The following is an 18784-nucleotide window of genomic DNA, read 5'->3' on the forward strand; positions in this document are numbered from 1 at the left end:
TTTGGATAATTAAGAAGCGGGTGCTTTCCAAGAAGGTTCCATCAGATGGCCTGCTTTTGTCAATGCAACGGCTAATTTATCGATTTGCTCCGTAAAGCTTTCCCACATCCAGGCAGGATGTGGAGTTTTTTTTGCTAACTCCGAATATTTATAGTATTCATCAAATCGGGCAAGTCCAAAATTTGCCTCAGCTTTGTTTACTGAAATCCAGAATTTTTGGATATTATAATATTCCTGCAATTCTTGACCTTCTCTTGAATTTCCATCTAATCGGGATTTATCGTTCTTTTCTTTTTCCAATACAGCCGGCCAATCTCTCTCACATAAAAATAAAACACGATTCCAGGTCCTTTTTGCCATTACTAGATCAGCACTTCTCTCAACATCGCTAGTATTAAGCGTTGAATTTGCTCGATACACATATGTTAAAGCAAGGTTGATTCCATTGTAGCGATTATTTAACGTATAGTAACTTCTTAAAAAAAACAGAAGAGCCTCATCTAAATGCTTGTCCCCTTCGCCACACTCATAAAGTTTTTTCTCAACTGCCCCGGCCAAAGAAACTGTTTCAGGATCATTGGTGTGCGCCAAATTAATGGATTGAAGTAGCCTCATGGATTCATTAAGTGCGCTAACCAGGTCAGGTTTGGCTGCCTTGTAGGTGACAAATGCCAAGCGATGGGTTAAATAGGTATCAGGCTGTGAAGAATTCATGTTTGCGAGCACAATGGCTGCCTGGAAGAGTAATTTGGCTTTTTCAAATTCCTTGAGCTCTATCAGATCTTCAGCGTCTTGAATGATTTTGGAAAGTGCCCGTCCAGTTTCCCGGGGCGCAGTTTCAGCGTTGGAAATTTTCTCTGCCGCAGCATCCAGTTCCTTTTGGATCCTGGGGGGGATCAAAGAGTTTAGATAAGTATAGACAGGACTATCTGATTCTTCTTTGTGGATAACTGATTCGATTTGTTTCCCCAGACCATCCTTGAACCGTTCAGCTTCTTCAATATCAATTGCATCTCCAAGATGGTTGTATTTATTGATTACGATGTGGTTCAGGTCAAAGGGATAGACAAGCTTGTCCTCTGAAATCACTATAGTAGTAAAAGGCCTTAATGCATGTCGTACCCCCAATTCATATATAGCATTGCTATTGGATGTGGAAAGATCGGCAATCACCAAGTCAGCCAATAAAAGTTCTTTATACATTTGAACATCTATGGATCCTGCATGAAGAATTTCATCTGCCCGTACACACTCTATACCCTTAGCTTCTACCACAGGTTTGATCAGATATTTATAGGATTTATTCAAATCAAGCTTTCTTCCACTTACATAATCTGTTTTGGTGCCAAATCCCATCACCACAAAACATCTCTTTTTAGTATCTCCCATAAAAATATCAGATTTAAAAATCCAATATAATCTTTATCTTTCTGGTGTTCAATCTATTGTAATAATAAAAGCTGGCAAGTACGCCAGCTTTTAACAACTAAGATGTTTAAAACCTAAAAATCGAAATCACAACTCATGATGTCCATGCCAATAGGGGAACCATCTGGTGCTTTCAGAGTCTCCTGTACGACTAGCTCTTCGGGCAGGTTTAAAAATGAATTGATTTTTTCACCTAGGTAATTGTGGTGTTGGGCTAGGGCTTCCCAGCCTAAATCTCCTTGGGCTTTGGTGGCCGCAAGGCTTCTCAACCTTCCTCTGGCAATCGCTCTGATTGTATTTGAAACATCTGCATTCTTAGCTAAAGCAATCAAATGATCCACATATTTAGATTGGGTCATCAGTATTATTTCCAAATTGATATCTTCTTTGTTGTAAGAGATAAATAATTGCTTCTCCAGCGCTGTCAGTAAATCATTTAGTCCAAAGAGTTGGTTTTGCTGCAAATGCTGTAGGTAAATTCTGCTTACCCTAGCCCCATCCAGCAAAAAACCAAATGTAAGATCAACGATAGTCTCAGCGGGGGCGATTGGGTCAAAAATAGGACTAACCCTAGAAACGAACGTTTCTCTGTTTCGCCCATAGCCAAATGGCCTAGGAGGGATGAGGGCAAGAATATGATCAGGAACTCTCAGTTGCTGTGGAGAGATGGAGTGTAATAGGGCCTGTAATGCAGCTTCCTGTTGGTCCGAATGCACCCAACCATGTGTTGGCTGATTGTCTCCCTTTACTTTGTATCTATAATCCACGCCCCCAAGAAGCTTGCTTGTAGCTTCGATCTGATATCTATGCATCAGGTAAAGTGGTACAAATACCTCTTCGAGTAATGCTTGAGGCTGATTATCGGGGATCGCATTTAACCCAAAAGTTTTCATACGGTTGCCCCGCAGTTCAAGCATTCGCATTAGTTCCGCTGAAGCCGAAGCACCATTATCCCACAAATGAGAAGTCGGATGAGCTCCACTTCGGCTTCTGGAGTCCGAATCAGTGATGAATTGATAACCAGATTCGTAAGTTTCTTCCAATGTTTTTTTGAGAAATTCACGTTGATCTTCCCCTTCAGGAATGATAGAATAGCCGTATTTAATGGCCCACTTATCCCACTCCCCGATTTTATCATAATAAGCATCGCTCATTTCTAGTTCACCGCTAGCAGTCTCTGAAATGAGCGGATATGGATAATCCATCACTGAGGAGCGATTGTTGGCTGAGGTAGCATAACTATGCGCCAGGCCGATGGTATGGCCGATCTCGTGAGCTGATAGTTGTTTTAGTCGCTCCACTGCCATTTCTAACATTTTGGGATTGGCAGGAACTCCTTCTTCGAATGGCTGCAGCAGACCTTGTGCGATCAGGTAATCTTGTCTCACACGAAGTGAGCCTAGTGACACGTGACCTTTTAAAATTTCTCCAGTTCTCGGATCCCGCACACTGGCCCCATAGGACCAGCCACGGGTAGAGCGGTGGACCCATTGGATTACATTGTAGCGCACGTCCATCAGATCCATTCCTTCCGGCGCGAGTTCCACGCGAAATGCATTGATAAACCCTGCTGCTTCAAATGCTTGGTTCCACCAGTTGCCACCTTCGATCAATGCTGAGGCTACGGGTTCTGGGGTCCCTCTGTCAAGATAATAAATGATTGGCTCCACTGCCTCAGACATCGCTGCTCTAGGATCTTTTTTTTCCAATCGGTGGCGAGCAATGAATTTTTTCACGATCGGCTCAGAGATCGGCGTGGTGAAATCCATGTAAGAAATACTACCAAAGCCTGCCCTGGTATCAAACTCACGTGGCGTATACTTATCGTCTGGGAGTTCGATGAATGAATGTCGCTGACGTACAGTGAGCGCATCGGGAGAAGGAGTGACAGATCTCAGATTTCCGCCTGTTGCCTGACCTGTCAATGTGATGGTTGCTTCCACTTCAGTATTTTGAGGGAAGTTTTTAGTCATTGGAAGATAAAGACCCGAACGGCTTGCATCTGTTCGGAATGAGCCTTGACCGCTTCTAGTCAATGTTTTGGAAACTCCATGAGTGTCTTGGAGGTAGAAGTTGGTAGCATCTACGATTAATTTATCACCATCCTTTTGTGCGATTTCAAATCCCCAAAGAATAGATTCAGCAAATGCATCTTTGATGGATTGGACTTCGGCGGGATTATCAGAATAGGCTCGGAAATCGTAGTTCTTGTGAACCAAGAATAATTTGTTCCCAGACTTTCTGAATTCCACGATCCTCGTGTCCCCCAATTGTCCACGGTCTAACCCGATATCATTGGATCCAACTCCAGCGGTGAGGGAGTTTACATAAAGGAATTCCCATTCCAGTTTTTCAATTTCAAGATAAATTCTTCCCTTTTCTTCATCTAGGTAAAAAGGGATAAATCCATCTCTTTTACTCATTTTATTCAAATCTAGGGTTTGGGTATACCCGCAATTCAGAGAAAGCAGGAAGATTAAAATTAATAGTAGTTGTTTTTTCATAGGGGTTGGTAGTTTGATTACAAATTATCAAAAAAGTAGGCTCTTGCTTCTACCATTAATGGAAATTTAGCCATGAATCATGTATCGCAACAAAAGATGGTTTCAGTCTAACTGGGTCCATCGATTTTCTGCAGTCCTGAACCGGAGCTTGCTCTGTCGGTATAGGATGTTCTCGAAGAGTGTATATAGGTTGTGATTTGCGAATGGACTTGATACTGGGCAAGAAGGTGCTGTCGCATTCCTTGCGCAGAAAATGCTGCTAAGGAAAAGGGCCAAAGCCCATTGTTTTCAAAGGCATAAAGCCTTGTATTGTAATCATGGGTATAGAGGAGAGAAGGCTAACCTGCATCAGACAGGTTTCGGTCTTTTTGTTCTTCTCGTATCTGAATGAATGTTGTCAAGTTTCTGCTAGGCTGATAGCTTACCCTTGCTAGCCATTCAACGCCCTTAGAAAGGAGCAGAAAAATTAAAGAAAAAGTTGCCTTCCTTGCTATTGTTCAATGAATATTCAAATCGTAAAACGGCATCATAGAAACCGACCAAATCTATACCAGTACCATACCCAATAAGGTATTTGTTAGCAAGACGTGCATTTTCAGGAATGTTGTTTCGGTCTTTTACATAGCCATGATCGAAATTCGCACTTAGGTAGAGACGGATAGGGATCGTATTGAATTGCTCTAACTTAATCAAATTGGAAATGTCAATCTTCCAATCCACAAATTTCCATCTGAAACTGTTTTTGTGGACGTAGAGCTGCTGACCTTCCACTACATTCAATTCATACCCCCGTACAAAATTGGGACTGTATCCAATTCCTCTTACTAGCGTGTAAGGCTGGCTTGTGCTCAAAAACCAATTAGCAGTGAGCCCTGTGTTGAAGTGGAATTTATCAGAGATCTTGAAATACTTGTTTGCAGTGAGGTTCACTTCTACTTCATCCAATTCATCAGTATATATTATGCCATATTTTGTAATCGAGGCTTGAAGTAATTCTCCGTCAGTGGCATAAGAAACATTGTCTCTATGGTCGTGTCTGAATGTATAAGTAGCATAAGCATACCTAAGTTTGTTACCTCCATGTTGGAAATATTCGGGGTTTTCTTTTAACACATCATCCGCCACCCAGGTATGACTATAACCTAAAGTCAGGAAGTGATAGTTATAGTAACTCCTGCGATAGGTGTACCTTAAGGCAGTCGCAAAGTTTTTACGTATGATGTCTTCATTTTCATTTGAATAAAAAACCTGTTTATTATATTCCGATTTGATCGGAATAGTCTTATTTTCCTTAAAAGAAATCTGAGCAGCCAGTCCGTGTTTCTGGTTTTTGTCGATATAAGGCTTACTATATTGAAGATCTAAAGCTCTGGTAAACCCGAGTTGACCTGCAAATTTGAGTTTGTCATTTCGTCCCCCCACATTATTGTGACTTAATCTGAGTCCATAATTTACCCGTGAGAAATCACGGTTTTGGTTGGTCCACCACTCCGAAAAATTCCTGTCAGCTAGTTCAAAAATTATCTGGGGCAGGATATACCAGCGTTCTTTCACAGTTATTAAAATTTCCACATCACTATCACCGGTAATGAGCGGTGTTATTTCCACTGTTGTAAAAAGCCTTAGGTTGTAAATTTTCTTTTGATCAGTGATAAGTATTTCCAAAAAGGTGTTCCAGTCGTAGTAGAAATCGGTTGTGAAATCCAGTTCTCTTAGAATGATACTCTTTTTTGTTTTTACATTTCCAACAATAAAAATGTTGTTCACTTTCACACTGTCTGGAGTAACTGTACGTGCAGGGGCAAAAGAAGTATCACCTTGAGCGAAGGAAATAGTATTCTCTGACTCAAAGAAAAGAGCTAAGAATAGAAGAGGGAAGTAAAAGATATTTGCTTTCTTGAGGATCAAGAGGGAATTCTGAAAGTTTATTTTTGGTTACTTACGCTGTTGCTAGCACATTCGCTACAATTATAGGGCTTATTCATGGCAAAATCCATTCTTCGAAAGATAGCTATATTTCCAGTTTTGGTGTACCAATACACTATTTCTCCTTTATTTCCTTCCAGTTGTCGATTTACACCTACGTGTAGCCAGTATATGAAGGAGGCTATATTAAAGCATGGAGCTTTAAAAGGAGGATTGCTGGGGCTAAAACGAATTGCCCGCTGCCATCCCTGGGGAGGCCACGGGCATGATCCAGTACCTTAGTTTCTGACTGGTTTGAGGCCATTTTTCAGTGCCCGAATCACCAATACTGCCCCAGCTATTACAAGTGGAATACTCAGCAATTGTCCCATATTGAAGGCCATACTATCTTCAAAATCCACTTGACTTACTTTGAAGAACTCCCAAATAAAGCGCATGCCAAACACGGAGATCAGGAATATTCCTAGGAGTATTCCTTCGGGCAATCTTTCCTTGTATTTGTTCCACAGCCCGAACAGTACTAGGAAAATCACAAAATAAGAAAGTGACTCATAGATTTGTGTTGGGTGCTTTGTTCTTCCAAAGGTTCTGACTGTTACTAAGTAATGATCACCTTTATCAGCAATTGACATATCAAGCGGACTTTCCTTTGGCTCCGCAAGATACTCTTGACTAGATTTGAACTGGGTTAAAGCATACTTGATATCCCGTCTCAAGGTATTTTCTAATTCTTCCAAAGAATAGGAACCCTTGCTTATTTCCAAGTCAATATTTAGCGGAACGATACCATTCCCCACCAATTTATTTTGGCGGTCATCAGGCTTGTAAGGATCAATTGACTCTATAGGAACTTTGAGTGTAGAGAGTAATTCTTCCGAATCCCATGCATATACGATCCCGTAATCAGAGCCGGTATCTTTCCCACCTATTTCTGAGTTCATCAAATTTCCAAAGCGTATTAATGCGCCAGTCAATGCTGTCACGATCACAATTCTGTCCACTACCCATAGGTAGCTTTGGCCGGGAGTTTTTTTGGCATACAGCCATAACGCAAATAGAATGGCTATAGCCGCTCCATGACTCGCAAGTCCACCTTCCCATACTTTTAAGATCTCGATCGGATTGCTTAAATACTTGGCTGGCTCATAGAACAGTACGTGCCCAAGTCTGGCGCCTACAATAGTTGCTACAACCATGTAGATGGTCAGCTTGTCAACTAATTCAGGGTTTTGGCCTTCTCTTTTGAAAAAGTATACCATGAACTGCTGGGAAATCACAAAGCCTGCTGCAAAAAGTATACTATACCAAGGTGGTCTTTCCCATCCTGGAATTACAGAAGGGTTTGGGTCCCACACTATATAGTTCATGATTAATTCAAGCATAGTTGATGTGTTATAATTGTTCTAATTGTGCAAGTTCTTCAGCAAATCCTCCGGACAAAATAGGGAATCGGTACCAGGTTTTAGGATCCACATTGAATTCATCCAAATGGAATGACGGGGCAAGTCTTTCCCTTTTCCATTGATTTCGTGACCAAAGTCGGAAGAATTTTTTGATATAGCCTTTCAAAATATCGGGTTTCAATTCAAGTTCCTCTGAAAGGATAAGATAAATATCCATAGGTGAACGTCTGTCTCGGATGGCAAGTTTTTCTATTTCCAGGATTACAGCATAAGGCATCAGATCTTTCTCGTCGGTCTGGGTTTTTTCCAAAGGCCGCAGCTCAGCACTTGGTTGTAAAGAGTTTACTTTTGCCAGACCGGGACGGTCTAGATTTTTTTCAGCCCAGCTTAACCAGTTTAGAATGAAATATTTGTCCACGGCAGCTATTGGGGAAATACTTCCGGATGTGTCTCCGTCCATAGTAGCATAGCCCACATCTCCCTCGCTTCGGTTGGACGTAGAAAGGAGCAGCGCATTTTTGATATTGGCGAGCATCCAGATTATCGGGGACCGGGTTCTGGCTTGGATATTCTGAAGTGTAATATCGTCCTGCTCCCAAGTCAATTTCCTGCCTATGGCTTTTTCTATCTTGGAAGTATAAGATTTTACTTCCTCGTCGATTTCCCAGTGATAAAATGTGGCTCCTATACTTTCTGCAAGAGATTCAGCGGAAGAAAAGGTGTCCTCGGAGGAATTTTTGGTTCCTTGGTAAGCTGTGGTCAAGAGTTTTTCTACCAGTTTTTTCTCCGGATCTTCTGAGATAGGAATGCTTCCAATTCCTGCTTTTTTGCAAAATAGTTCCAACCCTAGCTCATCGATGCCCCTTTTTACCATTTCGGCTACTAAAATTGCGATAGATGACGAATCGGCACCCCCAGAGAGGGATAGTACAAAGCCATTACTCCCGCTTTTTCTCATATAGTCGAAAAGGCCTAAAGCTGAGGCTTGGACAAATTCCTCATTTTTGGAATTGAGTGGCGCTACGTCTTGGGCTTTTTGAGTCAGATAAAAGCTATTTACTTGATAGTCTTTAAAAGAAAGTAGTTTATTTCTGGAGAGTAATACTCCTGATTTGGCAAGCATGATTTCTCCATCGAAAATCATCCTTCCTGCTTCATTGCCAAGCAAGTTTGCATAGCAGTAATAGCAGTCAAAAGTCGCTGAACTTTCTTCTATCAGCTCTTTTCGAAGTCTGGTTTTGCCCATCGCAAAATGACTGGCGCTGGGATTGAAAATCAAATCAACTTTACGCGCGCATAATCTGTGGCCAGGTCTGAGTTTTTCTCGCCAGGCATCTTCGCAGATTTCAAAGCCATAGTGGATACCTTTGTGATGAAAAGTCATATCACCAAGTGGTACTTTCTGATTTTGAAATTCTAGTTCAATAACTTCATTTGCGAGCCACGGTGTAAACCACCGAAATTCGTAATGGACCCCATCGATAGCCATAAATTGTTTAGCCACAAATCCTTTGGCTTTGCCATTCTCTATAACTGCTACGCAATTGTAAACCTTATCCTGAATTCTCACAGGTAAGCCTACTGCCACTGTGATTCCTTCACAGAAGGGTAGCAAAAGTTCGAGTTGGGATAGCGCTTTTTTAGGATACCAATAACTTAAAAATAAATCTTCAGAGCCATACCCTGTGATAGCCAATTCAGGCAGGCACAGGATTTCTGCCTCTTGCCTTTTCGCTTCTTCAATAGACAGAATTATTCTGTTCAGATTGCCTGACCAGTCTAAAGGTGTTTGATTGACGGTAGCTCCTGCTATTTTTATTGGAGACATGGATGTGTTTGTTGATCCTAAAATTAGTCAGCTAGGTGACAATAGTCAGTATTTCACAGGCATTTTTAGAAGCTTCTTGCTCTGCTTTCTTTTTGGTACTGCCTTTTCCTTGAGCTACCTCTTTGCCTTCTATCTGTAAAGCAACTCTAAATTCCTTGAACCGCTGATTTCCCGTGACGCCTAGTACTACAAATTCCACCGGTTTATTTTCCCTTTGAGACCACTCGATGATCTTGCTTTTGTAATTCGTTGTTGTGGCTATCATGCTTTCTACATCAAAGTGAAGGAGAATCCGCTTAATGATGAATTTTTTAGTAAAATGGTAGCCCTTATCTAAGTAAATGGCTCCAAGGAAAGCTTCCAGCATATCGCCGTAGAGCGATTTATTCCCAGTGAAATGTCTCTCCCCAATTTCCATATCCAATGCTTTTCGCAAACCGATTTTTATACCTGTGTCGTTGAGTGTTTCTCTATTGACTAGTTTGGATCGGGTCTCGGTGAGAAAGCCTTCATCCCGGAAGGGATATTTTTGGAAAAGGAACTCGGCAATGACGGCTCCCAAAATTGCATCCCCGAGGAATTCCAAGCGTTCGTTGGAAAGCCGGAAACCTTGAGAAGTTTCCTCTCCAAGACCTGATGGGGTGAGCGCGAGTTTGTATAGGGATAAATTAAAAGGCCTGCTCCCCGTCATCAATCTGATGGAGGCAGCAAGCCTTTTGTCTTTTTCACTAATGAAGAGATTGTTAAATCCGAGTCTTTGAAATAATTTCAAAATTCAGATTAATTATATTTTTTGAAAATTACCGAACAGTTATGTCCACCAAATCCAAACGTATTGCTCAACGCATAATTTATTTCTTTCTCTTGCGCTTTGTTGAAAGTCAAATTTAGCCTTGGATCAAACGCATCATCATCTTCAAAGTGATTGATCGTAGGAGGGATGATGCCCTTATTTAATGCATAAATGCAGGCAATAGCTTCGACAGCTCCCGCAGCACCTAGCAAATGGCCCGTCATTGACTTTGTGCTGCTAATGTTCATTTTGTATGCATGTTCGCCAAAAACGTTTTGAATGGCCTTGATCTCTCCTACATCCCCCAGCGGGGTAGAGGTGCCGTGCACATTGATGTAATCTATGTCTTCAGGCTTCAAGTTTGCATCATCCAATGCAATTTTCATTACACTGCTCGCACCTAACCCTTCTGGGTGAGGAGCTGTGATATGGTGCGCATCAGCAGACATACCGCCGCCTACGAGTTCGGCGTAGATCTTGGCTCCACGCGCTTTTGCATGCTCATACTCTTCCAGGATTAATGCTCCTGCGCCTTCACCCAGTACAAATCCATCCCTGTCTTTATCAAAAGGCCGAGAGGCAGTTTCTGGGGATTCATTCCGCTGGGAAAGGGCTTTCATGGCATTAAATCCACCAATTCCTGCTTCAGTGACCGCCGCTTCAGAACCACCGCTGATGAAAATATCAGCTTTCCCCATCCGGATGTATGTAAATGCATCGATTAGGGCATTGGTTCCTGAGGCACAAGCAGAAACTGTCACAAAGTTTGGACCGCGAAAACCATATTTAATTGATATGAAACCGGAACTTATGTCAGCAATCATTTTTGGGATAAAGAAGGGATTGAAGCGTGGCGTACCATCTCCTGTAGAGAATGCTGTCACCTCATCCTGGAAAGTTCTTAACCCCCCAATTCCTGATCCCCAGATTACTCCGGCTCTAGATTTATCGATTTTTTCAAGATCCAACCCAGAATCCGCCATAGCTTCATCTACTGAAATCATGGCATATTGAGTGAAAGGATCCATTTTTCGAGCTTCTTTTCTATCAATAAACTGCTCTACATCCAGGTTTTTGACCTCGCAGGCAAATTGCGTTTTGAAAAGGGAAGCATCGAATTTGGTAATCGGCGCAGCACCGCTCACACCATTAGCCAGACCGTGACAGAATTCCTCTGCGGTATTGCCTATTGGTGTGAGGGCACCTATACCTGTTACAACAACTCTTTTTAAATTCATAGAATGAATTTAGGAATTATTATTTTACGTTAGCTTCCAAGTAGGTAACTGCTTGTCCTACAGTACCGATTTGCTCAGCCTGATCATCTGGAATAGAAATATTGAATTCCTTTTCGAATTCCATAATCAATTCTACCGTATCAAGAGAATCAGCACCAAGGTCATTGGTAAAGCTCGCCTCCAAAGTTACTTCAGACTCTTCTACACCAAGTTTGTCAACGATGATGGCTTTTACTTTTTGTGCAATTTCAGACATTTTGTGATCAGTTTAGTTAATAACACTTCGCAAAGAAATATATTTAATGCCTAATTGACAAAGAAAAGATCCAAGTAAATTTTTATGCAAATTGTTGTCCATAGAAGTTGAATTATATTTTCTAACTTTGTTTTGATTCATTTTTTCCCTGCATGAAGAAGGCCAAGTTACTGATAGAACATACATATGATTTCGAGCTTTTGGGGCTTGTATCGCCCGTAAAGGACTATAAAATGGCCTGGCTGATCAACAGGGATTTAGACCTAGATCTCATTAAATCCGAGGATCTGTTATTGGAATTTATGACCCTTCCAAGCCTGAAAATCTCCCAATATTTCCTTTCTTTACCGCACGGATTTGTTCAGCTTTTAAGAAACAAGGCCTTAAATTCTACAAATCAAGTGTCGTATTTGATCCCTGAATTGAAATCAATGGATTATTTCCTTTTGGTACAAGACGATACCTTTCAGATAAGTATTAATACATTTGCCAACCAGCTGGCAAAAAATCGGTACATACAAAATGTGATGAAGCTGGATGTAAGCAAACTTAAATCAAAAGAAAACCTATTAACTTATTAATCCCCTAATGAGCCATTTCAATAAAACAAAGATTCTCGCAACTATAGGCCCCGCTTCAAATAACTATGAAACTATCAAAAGCCTGGCGGCAGCCGGCGCAAATGTGTTTCGTTTGAATTTTTCGCATGGTACACACGATATCCATGCTGATGTAGCAAAAATTATCAGACAGATTAATAAGGATGAAGGGCTTAATCTGGGAATTCTTCAAGACCTTCAAGGGCCAAAAATCCGTGTTGGAGAAGTGGAAAACAACGGAGTAGAAATCAATCCTGGAGATTTGATTACTATCACCAATGATCCTGTGATCGGCACAAGTAGCCTGGTAAGCACAGTATATCAGAATCTTCCAAATGATGTAGTTTCCGGAGATAGGATTTTGATTGATGATGGAAATCTGGAAGTGAGAGTAAACGACACGGATGGAAAAAATGTTAACTGTACAGTAATCCATGGCGGAATTTTAAAGTCCAGAAAAGGGATCAATCTACCAAATACCAAAGTGAGTGCCCCTTCTTTAACAGAGAAAGACATAGAAGACTTGGCATTCGGTCTGGAGCAGGAAGTCGACTGGATCGCACTTTCATTTGTTAGATCAGCAGAAGATATCATTGACCTAAGAGAAAGGATTGAAGCAAAAGGCAAAGTTTGTAAGATCGTAGCGAAAATCGAAAAGCCTGAAGCGCTGGAAAATATAGATGCAATTATCGAAGCGACAGATGCAATTATGGTTGCCCGTGGTGACTTGGGAGTGGAAGTTCCTATGGAAATTGTCCCGCTTTGGCAGAAAAGAATAGTAGAGAAATGCAAGCTTGCCTGTAAGCCGGTGATCATCGCTACCCAGATGATGGAAAGTATGATCGTGAATCCTCGGCCGACCCGTGCAGAGACAAACGATGTGGCTAATGCAGTACTTGATGGAGCAGACGCTGTGATGCTTTCTGCAGAAACCGCTTCGGGAAAATATCCTGTGAATGCAGTGAAAGCTATGAGCAGCATCATTAGCTATCTGGAAAAAAATGCTGAGATCTATCATAATCTCTACAAAATCCCTGAGGATGATGATACCTTCTTGAGCAACAATTTAATTTTGATGGCATCCAGACTTTCCAGAAATGTGAAAGCCAAAGCCATCGTAGGAATTACTTCTTCCGGTTTCACTGGATTTAGAATTGCTTCACACAGACCTTCTGCAAATATTTTTGTCTTCACGAGAAATAAGCCATTGATCACTCAAATGAGTCTGGTGTGGGGGGTAAGAGCCTATTTCTATGAGAATCAAGTTTCCACTGACGCTACCTTTACCGATATCGAAAATACGCTCAAGGGAGATGGATACGTAAATGGAGGGGATATTATTATAAACACCGGGAGCATGCCGCTGAAATCAAACGGTAGAACCAACATGTTGAAGGTTCATATTGTTGAGTAAATCTTAGGTTGAATCTCCAAAAGAGAGTCCAGGGTTTATTTAGGCCACTGAAAAAGTCCTTTGCATAAATTTCACCAACAAATTGGTGTGAAAATATAAATTTAACTCTCTGAGAATCGTTTATAAACAAACTGGTTAAATAAGATTTCTCACTAATCAAAGCAGAATGGCTTATGGATTTTTATCTTCATAAGCCATTTTTTTAGGGATGTTTTTCAGTGCCTTCGATTTATTCGAGACTCTTTTTATGGTGTTTCATCATTTCGCAGAATATGAAGGGAAGTATAGAATTCGGTGGATGTGCTGTTGATCAGTAGCTCGCAGGTCTTAGTTGGTTGGCTGCGACTGATCGCTTACCACTGACTATCTTAATCTGCCTTGCCGAAAATCTCCTCCGGTCCATGCGGAACTACCATCAGCACTTTTTCTTTTTCCACCATTACGGAGCCTGCAGGTGATCCTTTCACTTTTCTTACATATTTGGCTTCTGTATGGATCACTGGAGCTAGCGATTCATTTTTGTTCTTGGAATAAAAAGCGGCAAGTGACGCGGCCGTTTCTAAGACAGTCATTGGGATGCTTTTAAGGCCGGAGGTCTTGATGAGTACATGAGAGCCAGGAACCCTCCGTGCGTGCAGCCAGATATCATCTTTCTTGGTGTAGCCTCTAAGCATCTCATCATTTGCCTGGGCAGACTTGCCTACCCAAATTGGAAATCCCTCGAATTCAAACGTTTTGAAAGGTAGTATTACCGCGTCTTTTTGGAGAGCTTTGTCCTCACCATGGGATTTCTTGTAGTTTTTTAAAGCTCTGAAATCATCAATGGAATTCAATTCTTCTATTTTGGATACAAGCGAGGACGCTTGGTTTTTTTTTGCTGCAAGTGTCTTTTCCAGCTGCTCCCATTCCAGTTTTCTGTTCTTGCTTTTTCTATAGAGAGAAGCGGCGTGATCCTGGGGCTTTTGATTCGGCTTAAGTTTGACCTCTACGATATCTCCGGTATAAAAATTCAATAGCTCTGCCTGCAATTTTCCTCCTTGGAATTCGTGGAGATTGGCCATAATCACATCTGCTACTTGTGAGGGTGGGGGAGAATTTCGGAGTTCTTCCAGCTTTTGAGCCGACTTTTGAATATAAGAAGTGGTACGCTTGAGCTGCTCTTGGTATTTTTTGAGCAGCGTATTTTTATCTTTTTCAAAATTCCCCCGAACAAGAGCTAGGTAAAAAAGCTCGTTCACAGCTTGTATGGGATTTGAGAATTGTTTTACAGGATTGTCCTCTGGCAAAAGACTTAAGTGGATTTCCCCACTTCTTTCGACCAACGAAAAGAGGGGTGTCTCCAGGATGTCCAACAGTTCCTGCATCAATTCCCACTTTGTTTGCAGGTCAGCTTCAGGATAACCTTTTTCTTTTAACCAGATTCTGGGAATAGTTCCTAACGTAGGGAGAAATTTCGAAGCATTTCCTTCTAGTTTTTCGAAGCATTTTCTACTCAAATCATAGTCTTTATTTAATGAATTTAAGTCTAGCTCTCTGTCTTCGGTAAGACTATTTCGGAATAGCCTCAGCGGAGAATTACTGTCTTGCCCATACAGCAGTACGTTGCTCCTGTTTGCATGTAATTTGAATAGGAGGGTTTTCCCAGATACAAGACTAAAATAGAAAGCCCGCTCAAAACTAAATACCTCACACCCGGTGATTTCCTCTCCGGTTAATTCTTTAAAAAGGTCTATACTGTTTCTTTTGGCTCTCTGAAAATTCTCAGGGAAAGAAAGGTAAATCTGAGGGGGTAGGAAATGAGCACGGATAAATCTTGATTCTTCACCATCTCCAGTTTCGATAATCAATTCATCTTTGTTCTGCGAAAAGCAGGAGATAATTTTCTTTCCTGCGAAAGCTTTTTCGAGTTCAGGACAGAGGTACTTCAGGAAATGATAATTCAGGTGCATTAATCCAAAGTTAGCTGAAGACCGTCATAGGCCAAAGCTATTCCTTCAGGTAATTCCTGATCCACGGCGTTATGTACCCCAAGTTTATGGGAAATGTGCGTGAAGTAGGTCTGTTTTGCTCCGATTTGCCTTGCAATCTCTACAGCTTCTCCCAAGGTGAAGTGCGAAATATGGGATTCTTTTTGCAAAGCATTTAGAACCAATGTTTCAGTACCCTCAATCAGTTTGAATGATTCTTCAGGAATGAAACTTGCATCCGTGATGTAGGTGAAATCCCCAATACGAAAACCCATGACAGGAAGTTTGTAGTGTATAACCGGAATGGGAGTAATGGTGATTCCTGCAATACTAAAGGGCATTTCATCGATTGCTATTGTCTCTACCATCGGAATACCCGGATATCTTTTGTCTGCGAAAATATACGCGAATTCCCGTTTAATCTGCTCCAACACCTGAGGTCTGCCAAAGATTGGGATGTCCTTTTGCTGCATAAAGTTAAATGGCCTGATATCATCCAGACCTGCTGTGTGATCCTTGTGCTCGTGGGTATAGATGACAGCATCGAGTTTGGTGATTCCTGCTCTGAGAACCTGACTTCTGAAATCGGGTCCCGTGTCAATTACCAGAGACAGTTCGTCAATTTGGATATGAATCGAAGCTCTGAATCGCTTGTCCCTAAAATCCAATGAGTTGCATGCCTGGCAGGCGCAACCGATCACGGGAACGCCTTGAGAAGTGCCGGTTCCTAAAAAGGTTACTTTCAAAATTTCAATTGGGTTTGCCTCAGTTCAGTGAGGAAGTCATGATTTGCTTTATCCTTGAAATCGGCAGGATCCAGGTTCAGTTCTAGCAGGATATCGATGAGCGCATTGATTTTTCCTTCCAGTGGGAAATACTTATTGACGATAACAATTTTGGCATCATTCAACACACAGTAGCCGGATTTGAAATTTCCTTTTTCGTAGCGCAACATGTATTCTGATGAAGCGAATAGATTTTCGAGTTTATCCAAAAAATGCTTGGTGTGCATTATTACCATCTCAACTCAAGAATTTCTTAACGGTGGCGAGTAATTTGTCGTAATCAAGTGGTTTCTGGATAAAATCATCGAAACCTAACCTTCTGAATTCATCCATTGTATAGTTGTGCATATTGCCGCTAATCGCAATTATCGGAAGTTTTGATTTGGAAGAATCATTCAGTTCACGAATCATTTTGGTGCAGGTTGCTCCATCCAATACAGGCATGTTGAGATCCATTAGGATAAGGTCAAACTCCTCTTTCTCTAACATTTCTAAAACCTGTTTCCCATTTCTGGCAGCTTTCAATTGGTAATTGTCAAATGAAAGAATGCTTTTGGTCAGGTTGATGATAATGGAACTGTCTTCACCTACAAGAATTTTTTTTGGCTTGTTCATGGGCTAAAAGTAGTTTCTTCTTGGAGATATTTCTCAAATATTATACGCTCATTTTTTAGTTTTATTAGTATTGTTTCCAAAGATTTCCAGTCTTGAACCCGTGCTTTTGCATCAGCTTCGCTAGATAATCTGAAAATAGCATTCGCGCCCAACGAGCCCGAATTACCTTTCAGGGCATGCAAGTATTCAATGAGAACTTGCGGGTCTCTCTCTCGAAACGCGGCATCAATATAAATGATCGATTGATCAAATTCTTCCAGGAGATCCATATATAGTGACTTAATAGTAGCTATTGGATTGTATTTCAGCAATTGATGAAGTACTTTTTTGTCTAATATCTCCTTTTCTTCTTCTTCTTCCGTAGGTTTTGAGTCCTTATCCTTACTGGAAGCTAAATTTGCAGTGATCACATCCAGAAATTCTTTTGGGCGGATGGGTTTTGTGATTAAATCATCAAATCCCATTTCCAGAAAGCATTTTTTGGCTGATTCTGCTGAATAAGAAGTGATGGCAATGATTGGGCATTGATATACTGATTGACGTCTGATGATTTTTGATGCAGTAATGCCGTCCATGGCAGGCATTTGAATATCCATCAGGATCAAATCAAACTTTTCCAGTGATGCTCTCTCCACTGCTTCCACACCATTTTTGACTGCTTCAAAGCGGTACAGCTGTCCGACCAGGTTTTCCATTAATCGCCTGTTCAAATCATTGTGATCAACAATCAATACCTTTTTGCTTTTCATTAGAATACTTTGGAATTTTAACTTTCAGCTTTATCGATACCTTATTTTGTCTAATCAATCCTATTTGATCCTTGTGGTGGGACCCACCGCAGTCGGCAAGACCGATTTATGTCTAAATCTAGCCAAAAAATTTAAGACTGAAATTGTGTCCTGTGATAGCAGGCAATTTTATCGGGAGATGAATCTGGGCACAGCAAAACCCACTTCAAATGAATTGAAGCTGGTTCCGCACCATTTTATAAATAGCCTGTCAATAGAACAGGATTATGACGTGCGCAAGTTTGAGCGTGCTGCATTGATCTTGCTTGATGCGTTGTTTTCAAAATATAAAACGGTGATTATGACCGGGGGATCAGGGTTGTTTGCCGATGCCATAGTAAATGGATTGGATGAAATGCCAGAGGTTGCACCTGAAATCCGGGCTGAAATAATTAAGGAATACCAGGAAAAGGGACTGACTTTTTTACAAGAAGAAATAGCCACAAACGATCCCGAATACTTTAAAACAGTAGATCAAAAGAACCCTCAGCGTTTGATGCGGGCTTTGGAAATATGGAGAGGCTCGGGTAAGAGGTTCAGTTCCTTTCGTGTGAAATCAAAGAAAGAGAGGCCTTTTGAAGTGATCAAAATCGGATTGGAACGAAATAGGGAAGAGCTTTATGCCAGAATAGATCTAAGAATGGAACAGATGATAGCAGCAGGATTATTTGATGAGGCAGATGCCCTGTATGATAAAAGACATCTGAATGCGCTTCAGACGGTGGGATACTCGGAGATCTTCGGGTTTTTGGAAGGAAAGTACGATAAAGAAGAAGCTATTCGTTTGCTCAAAAGGAATTCACGCCGCTATGCCAAACGACAGGTTACTTGGTTCAAAAAAGACGAGGCGATCAGGTGGTTTTCTCCGGAAAATCAGGATGAAATTCTAGCTTATCTAGAAGATCAGATCGCATGAAATCGGGCTATTTTCCCCACCCAATTGTAAGGAGGTTTTTTTAGCAATGCATTGTATTGGATACGGTTGACTTTTAGATCCCGTATGATTTTCAATGCTTTTTCAGTGATGTTTTTTTCAGTTTGCTTTTCTTTTAGCGCAGCAATAAGCAAGTCAGGATCAGATGAGTTTTCCACCAAAATCCCCAAAGCGGGATTTAATGAATTCAGCTTGAACAGCAGTTCTTTTTGATGATTGAGTTTTCGCTGCAAAGCATTTTTCACAGTGAGAAAAAATAGGAGGCATCCGCCTCCCAACATGATAAACAGAGGTATAAAGCCCATC

The 18784-nt window shown here is 41.2% G+C and carries 18 protein-coding genes; 4 read left to right on the forward strand and 14 right to left on the reverse strand.

Annotated elements, in window-relative coordinates; all coding sequences use genetic code 11:
- Positions 1 to 9: 9 nt before the first annotated feature.
- The 3 genes from AS141_RS22910 to AS141_RS22920 all read right to left on the reverse strand — a co-directional run bounded on the left by AS141_RS22910 (position 10) and on the right by AS141_RS22920 (position 5840).
- Complete coding sequence (locus AS141_RS22910; RefSeq protein WP_057940044.1) at positions 10 to 1389, reverse strand: tetratricopeptide repeat-containing protein; 1380 nt, start codon at positions 1387 to 1389, stop codon at positions 10 to 12.
- Between the two features lie 113 nt (positions 1390 to 1502).
- The gene (locus tag AS141_RS22915) at positions 1503 to 3932 is read right to left on the reverse strand and encodes a zinc-dependent metalloprotease (RefSeq protein ID WP_057940045.1); all 2430 of its coding nucleotides are present in this window, start codon (positions 3930 to 3932) and stop codon (positions 1503 to 1505) included.
- A gap of 447 nt (positions 3933 to 4379) precedes the next feature.
- Positions 4380 to 5840: a hypothetical protein gene (locus tag AS141_RS22920; RefSeq protein WP_232424992.1), complete on the reverse strand. Its 1461-nt coding sequence runs from the start codon at positions 5838 to 5840 to the stop codon at positions 4380 to 4382.
- Between the two features lie 75 nt (positions 5841 to 5915).
- Between AS141_RS22920 and yidD the strand changes: the two genes are divergently transcribed.
- Positions 5916 to 6140, forward strand: a complete 225-nt coding sequence (gene yidD, locus AS141_RS22925; RefSeq protein WP_057940046.1) for a membrane protein insertion efficiency factor YidD — start codon at positions 5916 to 5918, stop codon at positions 6138 to 6140.
- On the opposite strand, the gene AS141_RS22930 is transcribed toward yidD, so the two are convergent.
- The 5 genes from AS141_RS22930 to AS141_RS22950 are packed head-to-tail and all read right to left on the reverse strand — an operon-like array spanning position 6137 to position 11376.
- The gene (locus AS141_RS22930) at positions 6137 to 7240 is read right to left on the reverse strand and encodes a prolipoprotein diacylglyceryl transferase (protein WP_057940047.1); all 1104 of its coding nucleotides are present in this window, start codon (positions 7238 to 7240) and stop codon (positions 6137 to 6139) included. The two genes, yidD and AS141_RS22930, sit on opposite strands and share 4 nt — an antisense overlap.
- Positions 7241 to 7250: 10 nt before the next feature.
- Complete coding sequence (nadE, locus tag AS141_RS22935) at positions 7251 to 9089, reverse strand: NAD(+) synthase (protein ID WP_057940048.1); 1839 nt, start codon at positions 9087 to 9089, stop codon at positions 7251 to 7253.
- A gap of 31 nt (positions 9090 to 9120) precedes the next feature.
- Positions 9121 to 9861, reverse strand: coding sequence for a ribonuclease III (rnc, locus tag AS141_RS22940; RefSeq protein WP_057940049.1), 741 nt, complete (start codon positions 9859 to 9861; stop codon positions 9121 to 9123).
- Between the two features lie 8 nt (positions 9862 to 9869).
- Entirely contained in the window at positions 9870 to 11120 is a 1251-nt protein-coding gene (fabF, locus tag AS141_RS22945; protein ID WP_057940050.1) for a beta-ketoacyl-ACP synthase II, read from the reverse strand.
- A gap of 19 nt (positions 11121 to 11139) precedes the next feature.
- Positions 11140 to 11376 (reverse strand): acyl carrier protein, encoded by a 237-nt coding sequence (locus AS141_RS22950; RefSeq protein ID WP_057940051.1) that lies wholly within the window; start codon positions 11374 to 11376, stop codon positions 11140 to 11142.
- 152 nt (positions 11377 to 11528) lie between these two features.
- Here AS141_RS22950 and AS141_RS22955 point away from each other — a divergent pair, with 152 nt between their 5' ends.
- Positions 11529 to 11957: an IPExxxVDY family protein gene (locus AS141_RS22955; RefSeq protein ID WP_057940052.1), complete on the forward strand. Its 429-nt coding sequence runs from the start codon at positions 11529 to 11531 to the stop codon at positions 11955 to 11957.
- 7 nt (positions 11958 to 11964) lie between these two features.
- Positions 11965 to 13389, forward strand: coding sequence for a pyruvate kinase (pyk, locus tag AS141_RS22960; RefSeq protein ID WP_057940053.1), 1425 nt, complete (start codon positions 11965 to 11967; stop codon positions 13387 to 13389).
- Positions 13390 to 13757: 368 nt separating this feature from the next.
- On the opposite strand, the gene AS141_RS22965 is transcribed toward pyk, so the two are convergent.
- From AS141_RS22965 to AS141_RS22985, 5 genes are read right to left on the reverse strand one after another with little or no spacing between them, the layout of a single operon-like run.
- On the reverse strand, positions 13758 to 15338 hold the full coding sequence (locus tag AS141_RS22965; RefSeq protein ID WP_057940054.1) for an NFACT RNA binding domain-containing protein: 1581 nt from the start codon (positions 15336 to 15338) through the stop codon (positions 13758 to 13760).
- A complete protein-coding gene (locus tag AS141_RS22970) occupies positions 15338 to 16102 on the reverse strand; it encodes an MBL fold metallo-hydrolase (RefSeq protein WP_057940055.1) in 765 nt (254 codons plus the stop codon). The genes AS141_RS22965 and AS141_RS22970 overlap by 1 nt, the downstream gene beginning before the upstream one ends.
- Positions 16099 to 16377, reverse strand: coding sequence for a hypothetical protein (locus AS141_RS22975; RefSeq protein ID WP_057940056.1), 279 nt, complete (start codon positions 16375 to 16377; stop codon positions 16099 to 16101). The genes AS141_RS22970 and AS141_RS22975 overlap by 4 nt, the downstream gene beginning before the upstream one ends.
- Position 16378: 1 nt before the next feature.
- On the reverse strand, positions 16379 to 16756 hold the full coding sequence (locus AS141_RS22980) for a response regulator (protein ID WP_057940057.1): 378 nt from the start codon (positions 16754 to 16756) through the stop codon (positions 16379 to 16381).
- Positions 16753 to 17505 (reverse strand): response regulator, encoded by a 753-nt coding sequence (locus tag AS141_RS22985; RefSeq protein WP_057940058.1) that lies wholly within the window; start codon positions 17503 to 17505, stop codon positions 16753 to 16755. Before AS141_RS22985 ends, AS141_RS22980 begins: the two co-directional genes overlap by 4 nt.
- A 46-nt stretch (positions 17506 to 17551) precedes the next feature.
- On the opposite strand from AS141_RS22985, the gene miaA reads away from it, so the two are divergent.
- Positions 17552 to 18460 carry a tRNA (adenosine(37)-N6)-dimethylallyltransferase MiaA gene (miaA, locus tag AS141_RS22990; protein ID WP_057940059.1) on the forward strand — a complete coding sequence of 303 codons (909 nt, stop codon included), beginning with the start codon at positions 17552 to 17554 and terminating at the stop codon, positions 18458 to 18460.
- On the opposite strand, the gene AS141_RS22995 is transcribed toward miaA, so the two are convergent.
- On the reverse strand, positions 18448 to 18783 hold the full coding sequence (locus tag AS141_RS22995) for a hypothetical protein (protein WP_057940060.1): 336 nt from the start codon (positions 18781 to 18783) through the stop codon (positions 18448 to 18450). The genes miaA and AS141_RS22995 overlap by 13 nt on opposite strands.
- Position 18784: the final 1 nt, after the last annotated feature.

This window comes from Algoriphagus resistens, assembly GCF_001442615.1.
GTDB lineage: Bacteria > Bacteroidota > Bacteroidia > Cytophagales > Cyclobacteriaceae > Algoriphagus > Algoriphagus resistens.